This is a genomic window from Nonomuraea sp. KM88 (assembly GCF_052245635.1).
Classification (GTDB): Bacteria; Actinomycetota; Actinomycetes; order Streptosporangiales; family Streptosporangiaceae; genus Nonomuraea.
This window is the reverse complement of the sequence record NZ_JBQQCC010000006.1, coordinates 201,344-223,449: the sequence shown is the minus strand read 5'-3', so window position 1 is coordinate 223,449 and position 22,106 is coordinate 201,344. Positions and strand designations below refer to the sequence as shown.

Sequence of the window (22,106 nt, the reverse complement as noted above, 5' to 3'; positions counted from 1 at the left end):
ACTATTGACCATCGGCTCGGGCGTGTGTGAGCCTTCTGGTGAGCTCATGCGCGAAGGCGCGGCGACGGTCAGGGTCCTGCACTCTGCTCGTGCATGGCGGGTCATCTGAAGCCCTCGGGGCGCCTGCCGGCGTGCCCGGAAAGGAAGAGCCGCGCATGCGAAGAAGACTGTTCGTCATGCTCGCGACCGCCGCCGTCCTGCTCGTGGCGGCGGTCGTGCGGATGTCACCGGTGTCGGCCGTCGCCTCCGATCCGTACGCGTACAAGAACGTCAGGATCGACGGCGGCGGCTTCGTCCCCGGCATCATCTTCAACCCGTCGGAGCGGAACCTCATCTACGCCCGCACCGACATCGGCGGGGCCTACCGCTGGAACCAGTCCACCAGGTCGTGGACCCCCTTGCTCGACTGGGTGGGCTGGGACAAGTGGGGCTACAACGGCGTGATCAGCCTGGCCACCGACCCCGTCGACACCGACCGCGTGTACGCCGCCGTCGGCATGTACACCAACAGCTGGGATCCCAACAACGGAGCCATCCTGCGCTCGGCCGACAGGGGCGACAGCTGGCAGGTCACGCCGCTGCCGTTCAAGCTCGGCGGCAACATGCCCGGCCGCGGCATGGGCGAGGCGCTGTCCGTCGACCCCAACGACAACAGCGTGCTCTACTTCGGCGCCCCCAACGGCAACGGGTTGTGGCGCAGCACCGACCACGGCGCGACCTGGTCGGAGGTGACGAGCTTCCCCAACCCCGGCAACTACGCCCAGGATCCGAACGACCCCAACGGCTACCTCAGCCACGAGCCCGGCGTGCTCTGGGTGACCTACGACCCGCGCTCGTCAGCCGAGGGCAGCGCCACCAGGACCATCTACGTCGGCGTCGCCGACAAGGACAACAGCGTCTACCGCACCACGGACGCGGGCGCCACCTGGCAGCGCGTGGCCGGCCAGCCCACCGGCTACCTGCCGCACAAGGGCGTGCTCGACACGGAGAACGGCTACCTGTACATCGCCACGAGCGACACCGGCGGGCCGTACGACGGGGCCAAGGGCGACGTGTGGCGGTACGCCACCGAGACGGGCGCCTGGACGCAGATCAGCCCCATCCCGTCCTCCAGCGAGGACGACTACTTCGGCTACAGCGGGCTCACCATCGACCGGCAGAACCCGTCCACGATCATGGTGGCCACCCAGATCTCCTGGTGGCCGGACGTGATCTTCTTCCGGTCCACGGACTCCGGCGCCACCTGGACGCGCGTGTGGGACTGGTCGTCGTACCCGAACCGCACCTTCCGCTACACGATGGACATCTCGGAGAACCCGTGGCTGACGTTCGGCGGTAACCCGCAGCCCCCCGAGACCGCGCCGAAGCTCGGCTGGATGACCGAGTCGCTGGAGATCGACCCGTTCGACTCCGACAGGATGATGTACGGCACCGGCGCCACCATCTACGGCACCGAGAACCTCACCCGCTGGGACACCGGCGGGCAGTTCACCATCGAACCCGTGGCCAGGGGCCTGGAGGAGACGGCCGTCCTCGACCTCATCAGCCCGCCGAGCGGCGCGCCCCTGATCAGCGGTCTCGGCGACATCGCCGGCTTCCGCCACACCGACCTCGACGCCGTGCCGCCGATGATGTTCACCTCGCCGACGTTCACCTCCACCACCAGCCTCGACTACGCCGAGCGGAACCCGTCGGTCATGGTGCGGGCCGGCAACTTCACCGACGCCGACCGGCCGAACGACAGCCACGTGGCCTTCTCCACGGACGGCGGCGCCAACTGGTTCCAGGGCACCGAGCCGGGCGGCGTCAACGAGGGCGGCACGGTCGCTGCGGCGGCCGACGGCTCCCGCTTCGTCTGGGCGCCCAAGGGCGTGGCGCCGGTCTACTCGGTCGGCTACGGCAACTCCTGGCAGTCCGCCTCAGGCCTGCCCACGGACGCCGTCGTCGAGTCCGACCGGGTCGACCCGATGACGTTCTACGGCCTGAGCGGCGGCCGCCTCTACCGCAGCACCGACGGCGGCGCCACGTTCGCCGCCACCGCCGCGACCGGCCTGCCGGCCGGCGGCAAGTTCAAGGCGGTGCCCGGCCGCCAGGGCGACCTGTGGCTGGCCGGCGACGGCGGCCTGTGGCACTCCACGGACGGCGGGGCGTCCTTCTCCAAGGTGCCCGGCATCACCAGGTCGGTGAACGTCGGCTTCGGCAAGGCCGCGCCCGGCGGGACGTACATGGCGGTCTTCGCCGTGGCCACCCTCGACGGCGTCACCGGCCTGTACCGCTCGGACGACGCCGGAGCGAGCTGGCTCAGGATCAACGACGACGAGCACCAGTGGGGCAACATGGGCGAGGCCCTCACCGGCGACCCGCGCGTCTACGGCCGCGTCTACCTCGGGACCAACGGCCGCGGCATCATCTACGGCGACCGCACGGGCCCGCCCGTCACCGTCACCCCGACCGTCACGCCCACGGTCACGCCCACGGTGACGCCGACCGTCACGCCCACGGCGAGCGGGGGCTGCACGGCCACGTACAAGGCGGGCAACCAGTGGCCGGGCGGCTTCCAGGCGGAGGTGGCGGTCAAGAACACCGGCGCGTCCGCGATCAACGGCTGGACGGTCACCTGGACGTGGGCGGGTGACGAGAAGATCACCCAGCTCTGGAACGGCACCGTCACCCAGACGGGCGCCGGCGTGAGCGTCGGGAACGCCGGCTACAACGGCAACCTCTCCCCGAACGGGACCGCGTCGTTCGGCTTCAACGGCAGCTCCGGCGCCACCCACACCCCACCCGCCACCCTCACCTGCACGCCGGCGTGACCCGCGAGGCGCCCGCTCCCCGCGGAGGGGCGGGCGCCTCGCCGGCCGTCCGGGCCGTCAGAGCCAGGGGCCGGGATGGCGCATGGCCGAGACGGTGCCGCGGATGATGCTCTCCTTGAACGCGGCGGAGGCACGGCCGGTGAGCACGACGTCCAGCGGGCTGTCGTCGGCGCGGGTCACCTGGGTGACGCCGTCGCGGCGGCCCAGGCTGACGTTGCGCCAGACGTGGCGGAACCTGGCCGGCCCCGGCTCCCGCCCGGCCACCAGGCCGGCCACGGCGTCGCCCGTGCACAGGCCCATGGGCAGCCCGGTCTGGCACGACATCCGCGACCGCTCGCCGGGCGGCGCCGCAGCGTCGCCGACGCCGAACACCTCGGGATGCGACACCGAGCGCAGCGACCGGTCGACGACCATGCGGCCCTCCCCGTCGGTGCGCAGCCCCGACGCGGCGGCCAGCGGGGAGACGCGGAACCCGCCCGCCCACACCACCGTCCTTGCGGGCACCTCGTCGCCGCCCTCCAGCAGGACGCCGTCGGGGCCGACCTTGGCGACGGGTTCGTGCTCGCGGACCGCGACGCCCAGGCGGGCGAAGGCCCGATGGACGTGGCGGCGGGCCCGTACGGACAGGCCCGGCGCGACGGGGCCGGCGCAGAGCAGCTCGACCCGCAGCTCCGGGCGGGTCTCGGCGAGCTCCGCCGCCGTCTCGATCCCGGTGAGCCCGCCACCCACCACGGTCACCGCTCCCGGCCCTGCCAGCCGTGCCCGCAGCCGTACGGCGTCGCCCTCCGTCGCGATCGGGCACGCGTGCTCGCGCACCCCTGGCACGGTGTCCAGGTCGGCGGCGCTGCCGAGGGCGTAGACCAGCACGTCGTAGCTCAGCGTGTACGGCGACCCGTCCAGCTGGACCGTCCGCGCCCGAAGGTCGAGGCCCGTCACCTGGGCCACCACCAGCTCGACGCCGGTGCCGTCGAGCAGGCCGGCCAGCGGCAGGTCGGGCAGCCGCTGCCCGGCCGCGAGCTGGTGCAGCCGCACCCGCTCGACGAACCGGTCGGCCGCGTTGACCAGCGTCACCCGTACGCCCGTCGAGCGCAGGCGGCGGGCGGCGCGCTTGGCCGCCCCCAGCCCGGCGTATCCGGCTCCCAGCACCACGATGTGGTTCGTCATGGTTCCTCCGATCGAGTCCCCACCTGAACCGGCGAGCCGGGCCGTTCGTGACACCGCTGGCCTGTGACGGTGCTCACATGAGCTGCGTGGCGGCGAAGGCGAGCTTGGCCGGGCTCACGATGGTCCTGACCGCGGAGACCCGCCCGTCCGCGACCTCCACGGCGAAGACCGCGAGCAGGCCGCCGCCGGCGTCACGCACGACCACGGCGGGCTCGGCGTTGACGTCCACGATGTCCCACGCGATCCCGGCCGCCTCCGGCCGGTCGGCGAGCCCGCGCAGGTAACGCAGCACCCTCGCCCGCCCGTACACAGGGCGGCGGGCGGCGGTCGCGGTGCCGCCGCCGTCGGCCCAGGCCACCACGTCGTCGGCGAGCAGCTGCTCCAGCGCCGCCACGTCGCCGCCGAGCGTCGCCCGCAGGAACCCCCGCACGATCCGGCGATGGTGCTCGCGGTCGCTCTCGAACCGTTTGCGCGGCTCGCCGACGTGCGCCCTGGCCCGGCGGTGCAGCTGGCGGGAGTGCTCCTCGGTGATGCCGAGGATGCCGGCGACCTCGGCGTGGGCGTACCCGAACGCCTCCCTCAGCACGAACACCGCCCGCTCCACCGGCGTCAGCCGCTCCAGCAGGATGAGCACGCCCAGCGACACCGACTCGCGCTGCTCGACGGTCTCCAGCGGACCGAGGGCCCCGTCGCCGGTCAGCACCGGCTCGGGCAGCCAGGGCCCCGCGTAGCTCTCCCGCCGCCGCCGAGCCGAGGTGAGCTGGCTCAGGCACAGGTTGGTGACCACCCTGGTCAGCCAGGCCGCCGGCACCTCGACCGGCCCGGCCTGGCTCCAGCGCATGTACGCCTCCTGGACCATGTCCTCGGCCTCGGCGGCCGAGCCGAGCAGGCGGTAGGCCAGCGCGAACAGCCGCGGCCGCTGCTCCTCGAACACGGCCACGGGCGCCGGGCGCCGCTCCTCCGCGCCGGGAACCTCCACGCACCCGATGCTAGGACGTCGCCCGGTCGCCGTCCCGAGCGGGAGAGCCGGTGGGGCCGGTCGTCAGGCGGTGCGGTAGCGCACGGTCTCGGCGTCGGCGCTCCACCGCCGCAGCCCCGCCTTCTCCAGCACGCGGATGGAGGCGGGGTTGGACAGCTCGGCGGTGGCGTGGACGGCGTGCACCTCCGGCGCGGTCAGCGCGTGCGTGACGAGGGCCCGGGTGGCCTCCGGCGCGTAACCGCGGCCGCGCCGGGAGGGCACGACGCCGTACCCGATCTCGATGGCGCCTTCGGCGGGCGGCCAGAACAGGCCGATGGAGCCGACCACCCGGCCGCTCTCGCGTTCGACGATCACGCGATGGCCGTGGTCGCCGAGCAGTTCGGGTTGTCCGTCGAGGATGCCGGCGATCACGCGGTCGCCCTCGGCGGGGAAGTCGTCCGCCCAGTGCTCGAGCCGCTCGCCGCCGAGGACGGCGGCGATCTCGCCGGTGGCCCATGGGCGCAGCACGAGCCGGTCAGTGGTCAGAATGGTGTTGGAAGACACGCGACACTCCTGGTCGTCGGTGGGACGACCGGGCCGCGGGCGCTACGCTCGCGCGACCCGGTCAAGGGCATGCTGACGAAGGCCGTGGCGGGCCATATTCATCAACCTCCCCGTCCGGGTGCCGACCGTTCGCGAGCCAGGTTACCCGGTGTGGCGGATCAAGTTGTCGGCGGGGGTTGACCTGAACTTTGGTTGAGGTAGCAGAGTGGAGGGACCGAAAGAAAGGGAGCAGTGCCATGCCGAAGGACACAGTGGTCATTTACGAGGAGACCGGCGCCGACCCGGAAACCGACGTGCTGGTGATCCGGAACGCGAGCGGACGCACCCGCGTACGCGCTGTCGGGGACCCCGCCCAGATGGCGGAGCTGGTGACCGGTCTGGTGGCGGAGGGAGTGGACCAGGTCGAGCTCTGCGGCGGCTTCGGCGCCCTCTGGCACGCGGAGGCCGTCAGAGCCTCCGGCGGGAGGGTGCCGGTGGGGGCGATCTACTACGGGTTCGAGTCGCTGGCCGGCGTGGCGTCCTTCAAGGCCAGGTACGAGGCCGGAGAGGCGTTGTCCGAGGCGTTCATCATCGTGCACGAAGGGGCGGACCCCGAGGCCGACCGGGTCGTGTTCGCCAAGGACGGCGGCGGCAGCACCACCGTGGTCGGGGTGCCGGACACCGCGGCCGCCGCAGAACTGGCCGGGAAGATGGCGGCCGACCTGCAGCTGATCGAGCTCTTCGGAACGCCGGGGCCGTACGCGGCCGAGCCGGTCATCCGCGCCGTGGACCCCGACGCGCTCCCCGTAGGCGTCATCGCCCACCGCCGCTGACAGGACGCGGGCTCAGGTGCTGGCGCGGACGGCGAGTAGCGGGGTGAGCAGGGTGGAGTCGGGCACCGCGCGGCCCTCCAGCTTGTCCATGACCAGGCGGACGGCCTCTCTGCCCACCTCCTCCGCCGGGATCAGCACCGAGGTCAGCGGCGGGCTGGCGCGCTCGGCCACGTCGTCGGGGCAGATCGCCACCACGGCCACGTCGTGCGGCACCCGCCGGTCCAGCTGGCGCAGCGCGGCGAGCACGTGCCCGACCGCGGCCTCGTTGTGCACGACCAGCCCCGACAGACCGGGCTGGTCGAGGAGCAGGTCGCGGACGGTCTCGTACACCTCGTCGAACGTCTCCTCGCAGGCCAGCGCCACCCCCTTGAGCCCGTGGGCGTCCACCGCCTCCACGAACCCCTCCCGGGTGCGCCGGGCGAAGCCGGTGCCCCGCTCGTAGACCACGGACGGCGCCCCCAGCAGGGCGATCTCGTCGTGGCCGCGCTCGGCCAGGTGCTCGACGCAGCGCGCCCCGGCCGCGGCGAAGTCGAGGTCCACGCACGTCAGCCCGGCGGGTTCGGCGGGAAAACCGATGAGCACGCTCGGCTCGGCCAGCTCGCGCAGCAGCGGCACCCGGCGGTCGTCCAGCTCGACGTCCATGAGGACGAGCGCGTCCACCAGCGCGCTGGCCGCCACCCGCCGGATGCCGGCCGTGCCCTCGTCGGCGGTCAGCAGCAGCACGTCGTGGTCGAAGCGGCGGGCGGCGGTGACGACCGCGCTGGCGAAGCGCATGAGGACGGGCACGTGCATGCCGGCCCGCAGCGGCAGCACCAGCGCGATCACGTTGGAGCGCCTGCTGGCCAGGGCGCGGGCGCCGGCGTTCGGGTGGTAGCCGAGGGCGTTGATGCTGTCGAGCACCCGCCGCCTGGTGTCGGCCGAGATCGTCCGCTTGCCGCTGAGCACGTAGGAGACCGTGCTGACGGCCACGCCCGCGTGCTTGGCGACCTCGGAGATCGTGACCGCGCGCCCGCTCAAGCCCCGGCTCCGAAGTCGAGCCGGGACAGCCGCACCCCGTCGTTCTCGAACACGACATAAAGATCGTGCACGCCGTCCGCGTCCGCAAGGGGAGCCGTGACGGCGTGGTAGGTGTAGCGGCCGGTCCGCGGCACGGGAAGCGTGGCCAGGGCGGAGCCGTAGAGCGGGTCGTCGCGGCGGATGGTGATCATGCCGCCTTCCGCGCTGCCCGCCGTCGCCACGCAGGACACGCTGTCGGTCAGATCGACCTGCCGGAACAGGATCCAGGCGCCCTCCGCGTCGGACCGCACGGCGTCGCCGTCCTCCTTCGTCTCGTCCACGAACGTGATCGCGTCGTACTCGTCGTGGCAGGCCGCGCGCAGCGGCCCCGACTGGGGCGGGATGGTCTCGCCCTCGACCTCGAAGGGGGCGCTCAGGCGCAGGTCGGTGGCGCTGCGGCCGACCATGAGCCGGTGCGGCGCGTGCTCCACGACGAACCTGCTCCTGGTCACGTCCCAGAAGGCCAGCTCGGAGACGGGCAGCGCCAGGCCGACCGTACGGCTCTCGCCGGGCGCGAGGTGCGCCTTCTCGAAGCCGCGCAGGCGGCGCAGCGGCTGCTTGACGCGGGAGCGCTGCTGGTGGGTGTAGAACTGCACGACCTCGACGCCGGGCCGCGTGCCCGTGTTGGTGACCGTGACCTCGGCGCGCAGCACGTCACCGTCGAGGCGCACGCGCAGGTCGGCGTAGCCGAACGTGGTGTAGCTGAGGCCGTGGCCGAACGGGTGCAGCGGCACCCCGCGGAAATACTGGTAGGTGGCGTCGGAGGCGATGATGTCGTAGTCGAGCAGGTCGGGCAGCTCCTGCTCCGAGCGGTACCACGTCTGGGTGAGGCGGCCCTCCGGGTCGGCGTCGCCGAAGAGCACGTCGGCCAGGGCGTGTCCGTACTCCTGGCCGCCGTGGGCCGACCACACCACGGCGGGCACGTCCCCGTCGGTCCAGGTGAGCGGGTAGCCGCTGGTGATGACCATGACGGTGCGGGGGTTCGCCGCGCGCACGGCCCGCACCACGGCGTCCTGGGCGGGGGCGAGCGCCAGCGTCATGCGGTCCTCGGTCTCCCTGCCGTTGACGAGGGGATGGTCGCCGACCACGACGACGGCGACGTCCGCGCCCGCGGCGAGCCTCGCGGCCTCCTCCGCGCCGCTCCTGACGACGTCCATGGCCAGCCAGACGGCCTGGTCGGCGTCGTCGACCAGGCGCAGCACGCCGTCGGCTCCCGCGCCGACGTAGCAGCCGGTCGAGATGTGGCGCAGGGCGAGGGTGCCGCGCGGGCGCTCCTCCATGCGGAACGTCTGGCGCACCTCCCACCCGTTCGGCCCCGGCTGGTCGTTGACCAGCGTCTGGCCGTCCACCGACACGAACCGCCCGGTCGCCACGGCCCGCAGCGCGTAGGCTCCGCCACCCCAGTCGAACAGGTCGAACCGGCCCGCGTCCACCACCATCGGCACCCCCGTCGGCGCCACCGTCGGCGCGCCGCCCACGCTGAGCGGCCCGCCGGCGGGGTCGGCGGCGACGGGCCCGGCCTCGGCGGTCAGCGTCACCCGGTCCACGGCCTCGCAGAACACCGTCCGGCAGCGCTCGGCCAGCCCGGCGCGCGCGGTGACGGCGTAGGGCAGGGTGCCGCTGTACCAGTCCTCCATGAGCGCGTCGCCGAGTTGGCCGATCACCGCGACCGTGCCGGTCCCGTCCAGCGGGAGCAGGCCGTCGTTGCGCAGCAACACGAACGAGCGCCGCGCCGCCTCCCTGGCCAGCGCCTGGTGCCCGGGGCAGTTGACCACGTTGTCGGTGATGCCGTCGTACGGCGTCGCGGGGTCGAACTCGCCGAGCCGGAACCGGATGGACAGCGCGTGGCGTGCGGCGCCGTCGACGTCCTCCTCCGTGAGCAGGCCGAGCCGCAGCGCCTCGCGCAGGTGCCCGAGCGTGGCTTCCGCGCGGTCGTCGTCCTGGGTGAAGCTGTCGATCCCGGCCTTGACCGCGTGCGCGTACGCCTCGGGCGGCGTGTCGTGGTAGCCCTGCAGCGCGGTGAGGTTGCCCGGCGCGTACGCGTCGCTGACCACCAGCAGGTCGCCGGGCGCCCAGGCGCGCAGCACCTGCCCGATCAGCGGGCTGAGATGCGCGGGACGCCCGTTGACCAGGTTGTACGACGGCATGACGGCCACCGCGGCGCCCTGCTCGATGGCGGGCCTGAAGGCGGGCAGCTCGTACTCGCGCAGCACCCGGGGCGGCAGGCTGCTGGAGGTGGTGCAGCGGTCGGTCTCGTTGTTGTAGGCGAGGAAGTGCTTGAGGGTGGGGGCGGTCTTCAGCGTTTCGGGAGCGCTCCCACGCAGCCCGAGCGCGAACGCCGTGGCCGTGACGCCGGTCAGCCACGGGTCCTCGGAGTAGCCCTCCTCGTTCCGCCCCCACCGGGGGTCGCGCAGCGGGTTGACCACGGGGGCCCACACGTTGAGCCCCGCGCCGGCCGGATCCTTGTGGTGGAAGGCCAGCACCTCGTCGCCGACGGCCTCGCCCACCCTGCGGACGAGGTCGAGGTCCCAGGTCGAGGCCAGCCCGACGGCCTGGGGGAACACGGTGGCCGGGCCGAGCCAGGCCAGGCCGTGCAGCGCCTCGGTGCCGGTGCGGAACGCCCCGACGCCCAGCCGTTCGACCGGGGCCTGGTACTGGTGGAGCAGGCCCGTCTTCTCCTCGAGGGTGAGCCTGCGCATCAGGTCGTCGATCCTGGCGGAGAGGGGGAGCGCTGGGTCGCGGAAGGGTTGGTGCATGGTCATCCCTCGGAGAGTGTCGAAGCGCTTCGACGACCGGCCTGGCGAAGTTACGCGGACATTTCGGTGGGTTGACTGAAGGGTGCACGTCCCGGTGACCAAGGTCAAGGGATTCGCGACAATCCTCCGGGCAATCTTCCCGAATCGATGGAGTCGAGCACCCGCGCCGCGCCCCCGAGCGCCGCCGCGTCGTGACCCAGCGTCGAGGCCACGACCTGGCATCCGCCGCCCTCGACCGCGATGACGCGCTCGCCCATCTCGCCGTGCACCGCCGGCAGCAGCCAGGGCGCCAGCGGCACGTAGTAACCTCCCAGAACCACCACCTCGGAGTTGAGGAGGTTCGCCAGGATGGACACGCCCTTGCCGAGGTTCCTGCCCACCGCGTCGAGCGTGGCCAGGGTGCCGGGGTCGCCGGCGCGGGCGAGCCGCACCGCCTCCTCGATCTCCATCTGCACCTCGGCGGGAGACACGTCCTTGCGCAGCACGGCGCCGATGCCCGCCATGACCTCCAGGCAACCGCGCCGCCCGCAGGGGCACGCGGGACCGTCGGGATCGAGTTGCACGTGGCCGATCTCGCCGCTGTAGCCGAGGCGCCCCCTGCGCAGCCGACCGTCGAGGATGATGCCCGCCCCCACGCCGATCTCGCCGGTGAGATAGACCAGGTCGGAGGCTCCGGCATGCGCGCCGAAGCGCTGCTCGGCCAGCGCCGCGAGGTTGGCGTCGTTGTCGACCTGGATGGGAAAGCCGGGGTCGCGCAGCACCTTGGCCAGGTCGCCGCCGATGTCGGCGTCACGCCAGCCCAGGTTGGGCGCGATGCGGACGGTGCCCTGCACGTCGACCAGGCCCGGCACGGCCACGGCCAGGCCCAGCACCTGGCGTTCCTCCTTGGTCATGCGGCCGACCACGCGCCTGATGATCGCTCCGACGCCGGCCATGCCCTGGATGACCGAGCCGCCTCCGGCGAACCCGCGCCGCCATGTCAGCAGCCGCTCGCCCGCCAGGCCGGTGGCCACGGCCGACACGTGGTCGACGTTGATCTCGACGCCGATGGCGGCGTACGGGGAGCCGTCGAGCACGAGCATCGTGGCCGGCCTGCCGACCCGGTTCTCCGTCAGGCCCGTCTCGCGTACGAGCCGCCGGTCGATGAGGTCGGCGACGAGGCTCGACACCGTCGCCTTGTTCAACCCGGTGGAGGCCGCGATGTCGGCCCGCGAGCACGGCGCGTGCTCGCGGACGAAGCGCAGCACGACCGCGAGGTTGGTGGCGCGCACGTCGGCGAAGTCGGCCGGCTGCGGGCCGGTCGTAGAAGTGATCAATATCAGCCCCGTTCCCAGATGACCCCAGCATGCCGCATCGCGGGCTCCCTTCCCTAACGAGGAACCCGCTCGCGGGAGGCGCCGCCGCGTAGCACGTTTCCCATCAGTGCCAACCTGTGACCGTCCCGATCCTTGTGGCCTATGCTGACAGTCTACTAATTTGTTTGGCTGAAATACCAACTAATTATGAGGCCCATCCCTCACTCGGAGAAGGGAGCGAGCCATGCCAACCACCACAACGCGCCGCGGGTTTCTCGGCCTGGTCGGAGCGAGTGTTCTGGTAGCGGGCTGCGCCGAGAAGAAAGCGACCTCCAAAGGCACCGCCGTGGCGGCCGACAAGCTCAAGAGCCTGGTGCCGACCCGCGTCCCGTTCGAGATCCCCGGGCTCAAGCCCGACCTGCCCGGCAGCGAGTTCGTCGCGCCCGGCTTCCTGACCCGCCCCGCCACCATGGTCCAGGCCGTCACCACCAAGCCGCTGACCAGCGGCAAGGAGGTGACCGCGATGACGCCGCTCTGGGGCACGGTGCCGCCCGGCCTGGGCGACAACTCCTACTACGACGCCGTCAACGAACGCCTCGGCGGGACCGTGCGCTTCAACATCTCCGACGGCAACACCTACGGGCAGAAGGTCAGCACCCTGCTGGCCAGTGGCGACGTGCCGGAGATGATCCAGATCCCGGGCTGGGAGATCATCACGATCGCGCGGTTCACGGAAGCGGCCAACAAGCTCTTCGCCGACCTGTCCCCCTACCTGGCCGGCGACAAGGCCAAGGAGTTCCCGCTGCTGGCCAACTACGACACGGCGGCCTGGCAGTACGGCGTCTTCGGCGGCATCCTGCAGGGCATCCCCTGGCAGAACGAGCCCTTCCCGTTCGCCACCTTCGTGCGCCAGGACATCCTGGAGGAGCTGGGCCTGGAGCAGCCCAGGAGCGGCGACGACCTGGTCACGCTCGGCAAGGCCATCACCGACGCCAAGAAGAAGCGCTGGGCGTTCGGCGGCGGCATGGAGCAGGAGATGCAGCGGGCCTTCGGCGCGCCGCGCGAGTGGCGCAAGAAGAGCGACGGCACGCTCGAGTACAAGTACGAGACCGCCGAGTTCGCCGCGTCGGTCGAGTTCATGGTCAAGCTCTTCGAGGCCGGCTACGTGCACCCCGACATCGTCGCGAACAAGGACGCCGACAACAAAGGCATCTTCGGCAGCGGGCAGATGATCATCTATCGCGACGGGCCAGGTGCCTGGCACGAGAGCCTCGGCCGGTTCCTGCCCGACAACCCCACGTTCGACATGCAGGCCGTCGACCCCTACCCGGCCAAGCCCGGCGGCAAGGCGATCATGTGGCGCAACGAGCCGGCCGGCATGTTCTGCTTCATCAGGAAGGGCCTCGGCGACGCCCGCACCCGCGAGCTGCTCGCGCTGGCCAACTGGTGCTCGGGGCCGTTCGGCACGCAGGAGTACGAGCTGGTCAACAACGGCGTCGAGGGCGAGCACTACGACGTCGAGGACGGCAAGGTCAAGCAGACCGCGCTCGGGCGCAAGGAGATCGCGCCCACGTACATGTTCCTGTCGGGCCGCCCGCCGGCCAACTCCATGAGCCAGTACGACGGCCTGGTCCAGGCCCAGCACGACTGGCAGACGAAGGCCGCCGCGATCCTCGACAACGACCCGTTCGTGGGGATCCGGGTGGAGACCCCCTCCAAGATGGCGGGCCTGGCGACGCCCACCGAGGACAAGATGAACGAGGTCTTCCGCGGCAAGCGGCCGCTCTCCGAATGGCCCAAGATCGTCAAGGAGTGGCAGGACCAGGGTGGCAACGAGGCGCGCGAGTTCTACATGAAGGTCGCCCGCGAGAACGGCAGGCTGTGACATTCGTGGGCGCTAAGGACCTCCCATGGGGGCCATGACGGCCAAGCGGCCCGTCCGGCGCGGCGCCCGGCGACCGGGGCACGCCGCACCGCCGCACCGGCTGTCCTGGCGGGCCAAGGCGCGCAGGGACTGGCCGCTGCTGGTGATGAACCTGCCGATGTTGCTGGTCGTCCTGGCCTTCTGGTGGATCCCCGCGCTCGGCAACGTCATCGCGTTCCAGGACTACAACCCCTACACCGGCGGCATCACCGGCAGCCCGATCATCGGCTTCACCAACTTCGCGCTGCTCTTCCAGGACCCGCAGTTCCTGCGCGCCATCCTGAACACCCTGTCGATCACCGCCTTCCAGCTCGTCTTCTACTTCCCTGTGCCGATCATGCTGGCGCTGCTGCTCAACAGCATCGTCTCGGCCCGGCTGAGGGCGTTCGTGCAGGGCGTGGTCTACATGCCGTACTTCTTCTCCTGGGTGCTGGTCGTCGCCATCTTCCAGCAGATGTTCGGCGGCGCCGGGCTGCTGGCGCAGATCCTGCGGGACAACGGGCGCGAGGCCGTCGACTGGATGACCGACTCCGACACGTTCATCCTGCTCATCACCTCGCAGACGATCTGGAAGGACGCCGGCTGGGGCGCGATCATCTTCCTGGCCGCGCTCAGCACCATCGACCCCAACCTGTACGAGGCCGCCGCCGTGGACGGCGCCCGCCGGTGGCGGCGCATGTGGCACATCACCCTGCCAGGACTGCGGCCGGTCATCGTGCTGCTGCTCATCCTGCGGCTGGGCGACGCGCTCAACGTCGGATTCGAGCAGTTCATGCTGCAGCGCAGCGCCGTCGGCAGCGAGGCGTCCGAAGTGTTCGACACGTTCGTCTACTGGTCGGGCCTGCGCACCGGCGACCTCGGGTACGGCGCCGCGGCCGGGCTGTTCAAGGGCCTGGTGGGCCTGCTGCTCATCCTGGCGGCCAACCGGGTGGCGCACGCGCTCGGCGAGCGAGGAGTGTATTCACGATCATGACAGTGCTGACGTCCAGACGCCGCAGGGGCGCGCCCGCCAGGCTGGCGCCCTGGGAGGAGCGGCCCTCGCCGGCCGCCCGGCTCGGCAAGGGCACGCTGGTGACCCTGATCGTCCTGGCCGTGCTCGGCCCGCTCTACACGATCGTGCTGACCAGCCTCAGCTCGTCGGCCACCGTCAACCGGGTCGGCGGGCTCGTGCTGGTGCCCGACGGCATCACGTTCGAGGCGTACCGGCAGATCTTCTCCGACACCGTGGTCAGCAGGGCCGTGCTCGTCAGCACCTTCGTGACCGTCGCCGGCACGCTGATCAGCACCGGGGTGAGCGTGCTGGGGGCGTACTCGCTCTCGCGGCCCGGCTCGTTCCTGCACCGGCCGTTGCTGTTCAGCGTGCTGCTGATGTTCGTGTTCTTCCCCGGCATCATCCCCGTCTACCTGATGGTGAGCGGGCTCGGGCTGAAGGACAGCTACTGGTCGCTGATCCTGCCGACGGCCGTCTCGGCGTTCAACGTGGTGGTGCTCCGCTCGTTCTTCATGAACATCCCCGGCGAGATCCTCGACAGCGCGCGCATCGACGGGGCGGGCGAGTTCCGCATCCTGTGGCGGATCGTCCTGCCCATGTCCAGGGCGGTCACGGCGGTCGTCGCGATGTTCTACGCGGTCGGCTACTGGAACGCCTGGTTCAACGCGATGCTCTACATCGACGACACCCGCAAGTGGCCGCTCGCGCTCATCCTGCGGCAGTACGTCGTCGACTCCAACCCGCTGCCCAGCGCCACGGCGGGGGTGACGGGCGACGCACCGCCGACACTGGCGATCAAGATGGCCATCGTGGTGATCGCCGTGGTGCCCGCCCTGATCATCTACCCGCTGGTGCAGCGCCACTTCACCAAGGGCGTCATCGTGGGGGCCATCAAGGGCTGAGCCAGGGGTAGCACCCCGTTCATGCACACCATCGTGAAGAGCCTGGTCGCGGGCGCCGCCGGGACCAGCGCGCTCGGCGCGCTCACCGGCTACGTGACCGGCGCGGGGGCGGCCCTCTGCTACGGGCTGCTCTCGTCGCGGCGCCGGCCCTCCTGGACGGCCGGGGTGGGCGCGCTCACGGCACTCGCCATGGCCGGCTCCAACGTGCCGATGACGGTGCTGGGCGTCACCGACCCGCGCGAATGGCCGGCGTCGTCCTGGATCTCGGACGTCGTCCCGCACCTCGCGTACGGGATCGCCGCCTACGTGGCGTACGAGCTGCTGTCCTGACCCGCCGTCTCCGCGGTGATGGCCCAGCGCTCGTGGTCCCTCCACGCCCCGTCGATGAACTGGAACTTCGGCGAGAACCCCTCGCGCTCGAACCCCAGACGCCTGATCAGCCGCAGGGAGGGCGCGTTCGACGGCTGGATGTTCGCCTCCAGCCGGTGCAACTCCATCTCGCCGAACGCGTACCCGACGAGCAGGCCCAGACCCTCCGTCATGTAGCCGCGGCCGGTCGTGGACGCGTAGGCGGAGTAGCCGATCGTCCCGGACTGGTGGGTGCCCCGGACGATGTTGTTGATGTTGACCCGCCCGACGATCGCGCCGGTGTCCCGCAGGCAGATCAGAAACCCCTCGTGCGCCGGCAGGTCGAAACGGGCGACGTAGGACTCGAAGGAATCGTACGACGCGGTGACCGGGCGGCCGGGCATCCAGGGGGCGAGCATGTCCGCGCTCTCCCGGTGCAGCGCGGCGAGCTCATCGAAGTCCTGCAGGCCGATGAAACGGAGAGCCACGCGCGGGCCCCGGACAAGATAGATCACACCGGACATTCTGCATGCGAGTTCAGCTCTGCTCGCGGGTGCAGCCCGGCCAGATGTCGCACGTCCCTTGTGCCTGCGGGTTCAACCCGGCCACGCCTCGCACCGCCACGACCGCCCGTCCCACTCCACGAGGAACGGCACCGCGTGTGGCAGCGGCGCCCCCCACACCCGCGCGCCCAGCCCGCACAGGGCGTTGAGCCCGGCCGTCAGGCTCGCGACATGGCCCACCACGGCCACCGTCCCGCCGGGGTGGCCCGCGGCGATCGACGTGAGGGCGGCGACGGTCCGCGCCGTGACCGCGTGCCCGTCCTCGCCGTCGCCCGCCGCCGCGTCCAGGTCGCCGTCCACGATCCACGAACGCAGCGTCTCGAGCACGCGCACGCGGACCGCCGGGTCGGCGGAGCCCTCCAGCCGGCCGGCGTGCATCTCGGTCAGGCCCTCCAGGGGCACGACGCCGTCGAGGCCGAGCGCGTGCCCGATGATCCCGGCGGTCTGCCGGGCGCGGACCGCGGTGCTGGCGTACACGTGCGTGATGCCCTCGCCGGCCAGCCGTCGCGCCGCCTCCGCCGCCTGCTCGTGTCCCCTCGGCGTCAGGCGGGCGTGGGGGAGGGCGCCGGCGGCTCGGGCGGTCACGTTCTCCGACTCCGCGTGGCGCATGCAGAGCAGGCGCACGTGATCGCTCATGGCCGGGAGCCTAACCGAACGTCGCGCCGGGTCCCGCGGGGTGCGTCACGGGCCGTCCTGGTCGAGGCGGTGGACGAGGGTGGTGAGGGACTCCTCCGGCGTCCGGCCGGCCGTGTCGAGAACGATGCGCTCCCGGTGCCACGGCTCGTACTCGCGCTCCACCACCTCCTGCCACTCGGGCAGCCGCAGGTCGGAGATGTCGACCGCGCGGGAGATCACGCGGTCGCGGTGCTCGGCGTGGTCGGAGCAGACCACCTCCACCTCGGCGACCGGTACGCCCGCCGCGACCCCGACCGCGCGCCAGGCGTCACGGGTGACGAGGAGCGGGTTGACCGACTCCGCGATCAAGGTCAGCCCCTGGCCGAGATGCTCCTCGGCCAGGGCGTAGCCGACGAAGTAGCCGACGGGCCCGAGCGGCGGGCGGGCCAGGCCCGAGCGCACGATCGCCTGCTCGATCGTGTCGATACGCAGGTGAACCGCGCCCATGCGACGGGCCAGGAGGCGGGCGAGCGTCGTCTTCCCGGTCGCGGGCAGGCCGCCCATGACGATGAGCATGCCCCTCATGCTGCCCGACGGGACCACTCTTCACGCCGCCGCCCGCACGCCTGCCCACGGCCTCCGCGCCCATGCGCTGGGGTCACCGCCGGCGTCCGAGTGTCCGGCGGCCGCGGAGCAGGGCGTCCGCGCCGGGTGTCGGGCGGTCGCGGGTTCTGCGGGAAAAGCGGAGCGCTCCCCCGCGGGAGCCCGTGTGCCGGGCCTCGCGGGGGAGCGCTCCTCCTGCCGAACTAGAACTGTCGGTGGTGTGGCGTCACCAGTCGCCGCCGCCGAAATCTCCGCCGCCGAAGTCGCCGCCGCCACCGAAGTCGCCCCAGCCGCCGCCGGCGTCGCCGCCACCGAAGTCGCCGCCGAGGTCACCGCCGGCGCTGTCGTAGCCGCCGCCCCAGCCGCCGAAGCCGAAGCCGCCGCTGAGCATGCTGCCCATCATGGTGCCGATGAACATGCCGGTCATGATGTCGCCGAAGCCGCCGTAGTAGCCGTAGGCGTACGGCTGGTAGGCCGGGCCCGCGTCGTAGTAGGGGCGGCGCTGGCCGTCGACCATGACCTCGCGCATCTGCGGGTCGAAGCCGCGCTCCACGGCCTCGGCGTCCATCTTGCAGGCGGGCACGTCGCGCACCGCGCCGCCGGGCGGGGCCCAGCGCACGTCACGGGCCGACGGGCCGTGTTGCGGGTTGAAGAAGCAGGGCGCGCGCCGCTCGGGCACGGGGTCGTTGTTGACCTTGGCCTTCACCACGGCCAGCGCGTAGCGGCCGTCCTCGAGGGTCTGGGTGACCTCGCGGACCTGGTCGGCGCGCTCCACGGCGGCGAGCTGGGTCTTGGCCTTCTCGTAGGAGTCGAGCGCCGTCTGCCACTCGTCGATGTGCTTGCCGCTCTCGCCGGACAGCGTCACGTCGGTGTCGAGAGCGGTGATCTCCTCGCCCAGCTTGGTGACGTCCTCGTCGACGGTCTGCTTGACCGCGGCGAGGTCCTTCGCGTCCTGGATGGCCTTCTTCTTCCTCTTGTTGCTGGAGTAGAGGAAGTAGCCACCGCCACCGACGACCACGAGCGTGCCCAGGGCGATCAGCGCGGCGGTGCCGCCGGCGCCGGGGTTGGCCTGGCTGCCGGAGTCGAGCGCGGAGCGCTTGCCCTGCGCGGCCAGGTCGACGCGGTTGGCGAAGTCCTTCATGCCGTCGACGACGTTGCCCTCGTTGGAGCTGACCGCGCGGTTGGCCAGCTCGCCCGCCAGGCCAGGCTGGCGCAGGGCGCTGGAGGCGGCGAACAGCGTCATGCCGTCGAGCACCGCGAAGGTGGCCCTCGGCCGGCCCGCCGCGGTCAGCGCGGAGTTGAGCTGGGTCATGTAGGTCTTGATGGAGGAGTCGTCGACCGTGCCGTCGGGGAGCGCCACAGCGTAGATCTTGGTGTCGGCCCCCTTCAGCGCGTCACGGATCTCACTCTGCTGGTCAGAGGTCAGGGGCGAGCCCGACTCGACGTAAAGCGGGTCCTGCTTGTCCTTCCAGAAGGTCACAACTGACTGTGCGTCAGGTGGAGCGGCCGCCGCGTGGGCGGCAGGGGACAGCGCAAGAACGACGATTAGACCGGCGATCAGAGCCGCGATCGCGGCCCCTGCTCGGCGCAGCGAATGGGTCATTGGCAGCAAGCCTCCTTCGCCCATGAGGACGAACGGGCGGTCGGCAAAGTTCCTCACTCGAACGTTACCCGCCCAAGAGTGCGCGGGTGCACAACGCGGGCGAAGATCCTGGACGGCAGATGCCCCTTTTGCTGCCCCGCGGGGAAAGACGCGGGGCAGCGCCCGTCACGAATCCTTGATCACGCAGATCGTGGCGCCCGAGGTGACCGTCTGCCCCACGTCCGCGGAGAGCCCGGTGATCGTCCCCGGCTTGTGCGCGGTGAGCGGCTGCTCCATCTTCATGGCCTCCAGCACCACGACCGTGTCGCCCTCGGCGACGACGGCGCCGTCACCGGCCACGATCTTGACGATGGTGCCCTGCATGGGGCTGACGAGCGCGTCGCCGCCCGCCGCCGCCTTCTTGGCGCCCCCGCCGCCGCGCCTCGGCGCCTTGCTCGCGGCGGTGGAGGTCGCGGCGGAGGCCACGCCCAGGCCCGCGGGCAGCACCACCTCGAGGCGCTTGCCACCGACCTCGACGGTCACCGACTCGCGCTGAGGAGCCTCGCCGGAGGCGATCTCACCCGAGTACGGGGCGATCGTGTTGTCCCACTCGGTCTCGATCCAGCGGGTGTGCACGGTGAACGGGGAGGAGACGAAGGCCGGGTCGCTGACGACGGCCTCGTGGAACGGCAGCACGGTCGGCATGCCCTCGATCGCGAAGTCGGCCAGCGCCCGCCGCGACCGCTCCAGCGCCTCCCGGCGCGTGCGCCCGGTCACGATCAGCTTGGCCACCAGCGAGTCGAACGTCTGCGGGACCGTCATCCCCGCTTCGTAGCCGGCGTCGAGCCGGACACCCGGCCCCGACGGCGGGCGCATGACGGTCAGCGTGCCGGGCGCGGGCAGGAAGTTGCGCCCCGCGTCCTCGGCGTTGATCCGGAACTCGATCGAGTGCCCGCGCAGCACCGGGTCGTCGTAGCCGAGCGGCTCGCCGTCGGCGATCCTGAACATCTCGCGCACCAGGTCGATGCCGGAGACCTCCTCGGTGACCGGGTGCTCGACCTGCAGGCGCGTGTTGACCTCGAGGAAGGAGATCGTGCCGTCCTGGCCGACGAGGAACTCGCACGTGCCCGCCCCGACGTAGCCGGCCTCTCTCAGGATGGCCTTGGAGCTTGAATAGAGGACGTCGAGCTGCTCCTCCGACAGGAAGGGCGCCGGCGCCTCCTCCACCAGCTTCTGGTGGCGGCGCTGGAGCGAGCAGTCGCGGGTGCTGACCACGACCACGTTGCCCTGCCGGTCGGCCAGGCACTGCGTCTCGACGTGGCGGGGCCGGTCGAGATAGCGCTCGACGAAGCACTCGCCGCGGCCGAACGCCGCGACCGCCTCGCGCACCGCCGACTCGTACAGCTCGGCGACCTCCTCCAGCCGGCGCGCCACCTTGATGCCGCGCCCGCCGCCGCCGTACGCGGCCTTGATCGCGATCGGCAGCCCGTGCTCCTCGGCGAACGCCACCACCTCGGCGGCCCCGGAGACCGGGTCCTTCGTGCCCGCGACCAGCGGCGCGCCGACCTTCTGGGCGATGTGCCTGGCCTGCACCTTGTCGCCGAGCGCGGCGATCGCGGCCGGCGGCGGGCCGATCCAGATCAGCCCCGCGTCGATGACGGCCTGCGCGAAGGCGGCGTTCTCGGCCAGGAAACCGTAGCCGGGATGCACGGCGTCCGCTCCCGAGCGCCGCGCGACGTCGAGCAGCTTGGCGAAGTCGAGGTAGGTTTCCGCCGGCGACTGCCCGCCCAGCGCGTACGCCTCGTCCGCCACCCTGACGTGCAGGGCGTCGAGGTCCTGGTCGGCGTATACCGCCACGCTGCCGATCCCGGCGTCCTTGCACGCACGGGCCACGCGTACGGCGATCTCGCCGCGGTTGGTGATCAGAACCTTCCGCACCGACGTAAGTCCTTCCTGCTGCCCGAGTTGCGGTTCAGCGGCCCAGGTATGCGCCGCCGTTCACGTGAATCACTTGCCCCGTCACGTGCCTGGCACCCGCTGACGCCAGGAAGAGAACGGTATCGGCCACATCGGCCGGATTTCCAGGGCGGCCGTTACGCGTGTTCTCCACGCGGGCCCTGATGCCGTCTTCGGTCAGCCGGCCGCGGAAGAACTCGGTGTCCACGACGAGACCGGGCGAGACGACGTTCGCGGTGATGCCTCTGGGGCCGAGCTCGGCGGCCAGGTCGGCGGTCCAGGACTCCAGGGCGGCCTTCGCAGCGCCGTACGAGCCCGAGCCGGTGCCGCGTGCGGCGATGGAGCCGATCGAGACGACCCGGCCGTCTCCGGCGATGCGCGGCGCGAGCGCGGTGGTGACGAGCACGGCGGACATGAGGTTGGCGTTGAGGTTGGCCCACCAGGCCTGCGCCACCTCCGCCGGCTCGCCCGGCTGGCCCCGGTCGAGGTTGGTGTTGCCGCCGGCGTTGTTGACCAGCACGTCGACGTGCGCGGGCAGGTCGGCGAGGGCTTCGTTCACGGCGGCGGGGTCGGTGGCGTCGAAGGGCACGCAGGAGGCGCCCAGGCGCTCCGCGGCCTCCTTGAGCACGCCCTCGCGGCGCCCGGTGATCGTGACGCGGTCACCGAGCGAGACGAACGCCGCCGCGACGGCGTATCCGATGCCGGTGCCGCCACCGGTGACCACGATCTCGCGCATGGAAGTCTCCGCTTCCGATGAAGATGAACGATCCTCCGCTAGACCATAGCCGCTCGGCATAACAGGGGCGACGGGAGATGGGCCACCTTAGCCTGAGGGCGCTTTCACAGGTTCCCCCAGGAGGTGTGCATGAGTCAGAGCATGCTCGGCGGCGACCCCGCGGAAATGCAGCAGATGTCCACCCAGTTCACCCAGCAGTCCGAGGCGGTCCGCACCACGATGACCGCGCTCGACCGCGAGGCCGCCAAGGTCGGCACCGCGTGGACGGGGCCGGGCGCCCAGCGTTTCCAGCAGGCGTGGCAGAACTACCGCACGGCGTTCCAGCGCATGACCGAGGAGCTTCAGGAGGCTTCGCGGGTCATCGGCACCTACCGCCAGAACATCGAATCCGCCACGAAATGATCACCGGCAGGGGCCCTGGCGAGGGTGCCGGGGCTTCTTCCGTCGAGCGCCCGGATATCAGGGGCC

General features: G+C 71.7%; 19 protein-coding genes. 7 read left to right on the top strand and 12 right to left on the bottom strand.

What is annotated here, in order from left to right; genetic code table 11:
• The first annotated feature begins 155 nt into the window (after window positions 1-155).
• Window positions 156-2,813, top strand: a complete 2,658-nt coding sequence (locus ACTWPV_RS20405; protein ID WP_347646677.1) for a cellulose binding domain-containing protein — start codon at window positions 156-158, stop codon at window positions 2,811-2,813.
• A gap of 57 nt (window positions 2,814-2,870) precedes the next feature.
• On the opposite strand, the gene ACTWPV_RS20400 is transcribed toward ACTWPV_RS20405, so the two are convergent.
• The 3 genes from ACTWPV_RS20400 to ACTWPV_RS20390 all read right to left on the bottom strand — a co-directional run bounded on the left by ACTWPV_RS20400 (window position 2,871) and on the right by ACTWPV_RS20390 (window position 5,499).
• Entirely contained in the window at window positions 2,871-3,977 is a 1,107-nt protein-coding gene (locus ACTWPV_RS20400; protein WP_443153001.1) for an NAD(P)/FAD-dependent oxidoreductase, read from the bottom strand.
• A 73-nt stretch (window positions 3,978-4,050) separates the two neighbouring features.
• On the bottom strand, window positions 4,051-4,956 hold the full coding sequence (sigJ, locus tag ACTWPV_RS20395; protein WP_347646679.1) for an RNA polymerase sigma factor SigJ: 906 nt from the start codon (window positions 4,954-4,956) through the stop codon (window positions 4,051-4,053).
• A 63-nt stretch (window positions 4,957-5,019) separates the two neighbouring features.
• Window positions 5,020-5,499, bottom strand: a complete 480-nt coding sequence (locus tag ACTWPV_RS20390; protein ID WP_347646680.1) for a GNAT family N-acetyltransferase — start codon at window positions 5,497-5,499, stop codon at window positions 5,020-5,022.
• A 236-nt stretch (window positions 5,500-5,735) separates the two neighbouring features.
• Between ACTWPV_RS20390 and ACTWPV_RS20385 the strand changes: the two genes are divergently transcribed.
• Window positions 5,736-6,311, top strand: a complete 576-nt coding sequence (locus ACTWPV_RS20385; protein WP_347646681.1) for a DUF6506 family protein — start codon at window positions 5,736-5,738, stop codon at window positions 6,309-6,311.
• A gap of 12 nt (window positions 6,312-6,323) precedes the next feature.
• Here ACTWPV_RS20385 and ACTWPV_RS20380 read toward each other — a convergent pair whose 3' ends face one another.
• The 3 genes from ACTWPV_RS20380 to ACTWPV_RS20370 form a co-directional block, all read right to left on the bottom strand.
• Window positions 6,324-7,328, bottom strand: coding sequence for a LacI family DNA-binding transcriptional regulator (locus ACTWPV_RS20380; RefSeq protein ID WP_347646682.1), 1,005 nt, complete (start codon window positions 7,326-7,328; stop codon window positions 6,324-6,326).
• Window positions 7,325-10,123 carry a glycoside hydrolase family 3 C-terminal domain-containing protein gene (locus tag ACTWPV_RS20375; protein WP_443153145.1) on the bottom strand — a complete coding sequence of 933 codons (2,799 nt, stop codon included), beginning with the start codon at window positions 10,121-10,123 and terminating at the stop codon, window positions 7,325-7,327. Before ACTWPV_RS20375 ends, ACTWPV_RS20380 begins: the two co-directional genes overlap by 4 nt.
• Window positions 10,124-10,227: 104 nt before the next feature.
• A complete protein-coding gene (locus ACTWPV_RS20370) occupies window positions 10,228-11,439 on the bottom strand; it encodes an ROK family protein (RefSeq protein ID WP_443153000.1) in 1,212 nt (403 codons plus the stop codon).
• A gap of 223 nt (window positions 11,440-11,662) precedes the next feature.
• On the opposite strand from ACTWPV_RS20370, the gene ACTWPV_RS20365 reads away from it, so the two are divergent.
• The 4 genes from ACTWPV_RS20365 to ACTWPV_RS20350 are packed head-to-tail and all read left to right on the top strand — an operon-like array spanning window position 11,663 to window position 15,565.
• A complete protein-coding gene (locus ACTWPV_RS20365) occupies window positions 11,663-13,303 on the top strand; it encodes an extracellular solute-binding protein (RefSeq protein ID WP_443152999.1) in 1,641 nt (546 codons plus the stop codon).
• 25 nt (window positions 13,304-13,328) lie between these two features.
• A complete protein-coding gene (locus ACTWPV_RS20360) occupies window positions 13,329-14,315 on the top strand; it encodes an ABC transporter permease (RefSeq protein ID WP_443152998.1) in 987 nt (328 codons plus the stop codon).
• Window positions 14,312-15,235, top strand: coding sequence for a carbohydrate ABC transporter permease (locus ACTWPV_RS20355; RefSeq protein WP_443152997.1), 924 nt, complete (start codon window positions 14,312-14,314; stop codon window positions 15,233-15,235). The genes ACTWPV_RS20360 and ACTWPV_RS20355 overlap by 4 nt, the downstream gene beginning before the upstream one ends.
• Before the next feature lie 21 nt (window positions 15,236-15,256).
• Window positions 15,257-15,565, top strand: a complete 309-nt coding sequence (locus tag ACTWPV_RS20350; protein ID WP_443152996.1) for a hypothetical protein — start codon at window positions 15,257-15,259, stop codon at window positions 15,563-15,565.
• On the opposite strand, the gene ACTWPV_RS20345 is transcribed toward ACTWPV_RS20350, so the two are convergent.
• From ACTWPV_RS20345 to ACTWPV_RS20320, 6 genes are all read right to left on the bottom strand, one after another.
• Complete coding sequence (locus ACTWPV_RS20345) at window positions 15,538-16,098, bottom strand: GNAT family N-acetyltransferase (protein ID WP_443152995.1); 561 nt, start codon at window positions 16,096-16,098, stop codon at window positions 15,538-15,540. The genes ACTWPV_RS20350 and ACTWPV_RS20345 overlap by 28 nt on opposite strands.
• An 81-nt stretch (window positions 16,099-16,179) precedes the next feature.
• Window positions 16,180-16,782 carry a histidine phosphatase family protein gene (locus tag ACTWPV_RS20340; RefSeq protein WP_443152994.1) on the bottom strand — a complete coding sequence of 201 codons (603 nt, stop codon included), beginning with the start codon at window positions 16,780-16,782 and terminating at the stop codon, window positions 16,180-16,182.
• 45 nt (window positions 16,783-16,827) lie between these two features.
• The gene (locus ACTWPV_RS20335; protein WP_443152993.1) at window positions 16,828-17,337 is read right to left on the bottom strand and encodes an AAA family ATPase; all 510 of its coding nucleotides are present in this window, start codon (window positions 17,335-17,337) and stop codon (window positions 16,828-16,830) included.
• A 253-nt stretch (window positions 17,338-17,590) separates the two neighbouring features.
• Entirely contained in the window at window positions 17,591-18,844 is a 1,254-nt protein-coding gene (locus ACTWPV_RS20330; protein WP_443152992.1) for a hypothetical protein, read from the bottom strand.
• Between the two features lie 288 nt (window positions 18,845-19,132).
• Window positions 19,133-20,884, bottom strand: coding sequence for an acetyl/propionyl/methylcrotonyl-CoA carboxylase subunit alpha (locus ACTWPV_RS20325; protein WP_443152991.1), 1,752 nt, complete (start codon window positions 20,882-20,884; stop codon window positions 19,133-19,135).
• 34 nt (window positions 20,885-20,918) lie between these two features.
• A complete protein-coding gene (locus ACTWPV_RS20320; RefSeq protein WP_347646693.1) occupies window positions 20,919-21,638 on the bottom strand; it encodes an SDR family NAD(P)-dependent oxidoreductase in 720 nt (239 codons plus the stop codon).
• Window positions 21,639-21,767: 129 nt separating this feature from the next.
• Between ACTWPV_RS20320 and ACTWPV_RS20315 the strand changes: the two genes are divergently transcribed.
• Complete coding sequence (locus tag ACTWPV_RS20315; protein WP_165960088.1) at window positions 21,768-22,040, top strand: WXG100 family type VII secretion target; 273 nt, start codon at window positions 21,768-21,770, stop codon at window positions 22,038-22,040.
• Window positions 22,041-22,106: the final 66 nt, after the last annotated feature.